Origin of the sequence: Helicobacter equorum (assembly GCF_900198655.1) — a bacterium.
GTDB classification, from domain to species: domain Bacteria; phylum Campylobacterota; class Campylobacteria; order Campylobacterales; family Helicobacteraceae; genus Helicobacter_F; species Helicobacter_F equorum.
Map to the genome: position 1 here is coordinate 1 of NZ_FZPO01000087.1, position 1609 is coordinate 1609.

Sequence of the window (1609 nt, forward strand, 5' to 3'; positions counted from 1 at the left end):
TAACCCCTTGTAGGCTTACCGCTTAACATACCCAAAAATTCTACATATTCTTTGACCTGCATAAAATGCTCATCTCTTGGAAGATGAGAACTTTTGTAATCTAACACGATAAGCTCATTATCATCTTGCAAAATAGCATCCACCCTAAAAAATCTTCCATTATGCAAATATGATACCTCCGTATGCACCTTGTGAGATGTGTAGAGTTCCATAAATTCTTGATTATGGATTGCACGCAAAAATGTATCTTGCACTACTTGTAGTGTATGTTGCGGAAGCACAAAGCCATAGAGATTGCGCACGATATGTTGCATCTGTTCTTGATCTTGTGGTGTGCATTGTTTCCCCAACAAATACTCAAAATAGCTATGCAATGCCTTCCCAAAGAGGATAGATTCTATAGAAAATTCTTGTGGCTCATTATCAGATTCTATACGCATAAAATCCCCTTGTCTTCCAAGCTTTGGAAGTGGCGTATAAGGATTTTTTAGCACTTGTGTTTGTTTGGGTGTATGTGGCGTAATCTCATTGGATTCTAAACTCCCTTGTGTGCAAGGCATAAGATTTAGGCGCTCAAAACGCGATTTGGCACTTTTGGCTGCGATAATAAGGCTTTGTTTTGCGCGCGTAAAAGCAACATAGAGTTGATTAAGGCTTTCCATCTCATCTAGCATATTTTTGGCGTCCCTGGCGGTTTTATAAGCACTATCAATATTCTCTCGCCCACCATATGCATAATACGCATTAACCAAATTAATGCCTTTATATTCATACACAATCTTACTATATGATGTACCAAGCTTCATTTTTAGCGAATCACTGACAATAAGGTGTTTAAACTCTAATCCTTTAGATTTATGGATGGTCATAATCCTAATGCCATAAGAGCTTTCTTTTGGTGCATTGACTTCAAGTAACTCATAGGCTTGAAGAAAATCTTGTATGCTTTCATACTCACACGCCTGCTCCAAAAACCGCATACTTGCTGCACATCCTAAGTGTAAAGATTCTATAACTTCATAAACATATTGTGCGCAATTAGTCACGGAGGTAGGAAGTGGTGGATTCCAAAACAATTCCTTGCCCAAAAGTTTAGCTATATTGTATGTATAGAATATATTTTGGGTATGAGCATAATACAAGGCATTGATAAGCACATTGCACGGAAAAGTATCAAAAAAATTTTGTGAGGTTTCGACAATAATTTGCAAATTAGGATCGCGAAATTTGAGAAAATCGCGCAACATTTCGACTTCTTGATTTGTAAAGGTCACAATCGTAATTTCATCGAGCTTAGCGCCATGTTCTAATAATTCGCACACACTTTGATATATAATCTCACATACCTCATCACTCATTGCTTGTGAATCTTGTGTGTTTGTAAATCGCACCGACACATAGCCTTGTGAATCTTGGTTTTTAAGTTTCTGGGGGATATAGCTTGCCCCATATTGTGTGCCAAAAATCGTATTAATAAACTCCAGCACATATTTACTTGACCGATAATTATAGGCTAACTCATCGACCTTAAGTCTTTGCGCCATTGTGTCAAATACCTCGCTAAAACCTCCTCTAAAGCCATAAATACTTTGTTTTGTATCGCCTACCA

Annotated in this window: 1 protein-coding gene; it reads right to left on the reverse strand. The window is 37.6% G+C overall.

The window, feature by feature from the left end:
* Nucleotides 1-1609 (reverse strand): 3'-5' exonuclease (locus tag C6H22_RS08485; RefSeq protein ID WP_324826091.1); only part of this gene is annotated, 1609 nt, incomplete at both ends.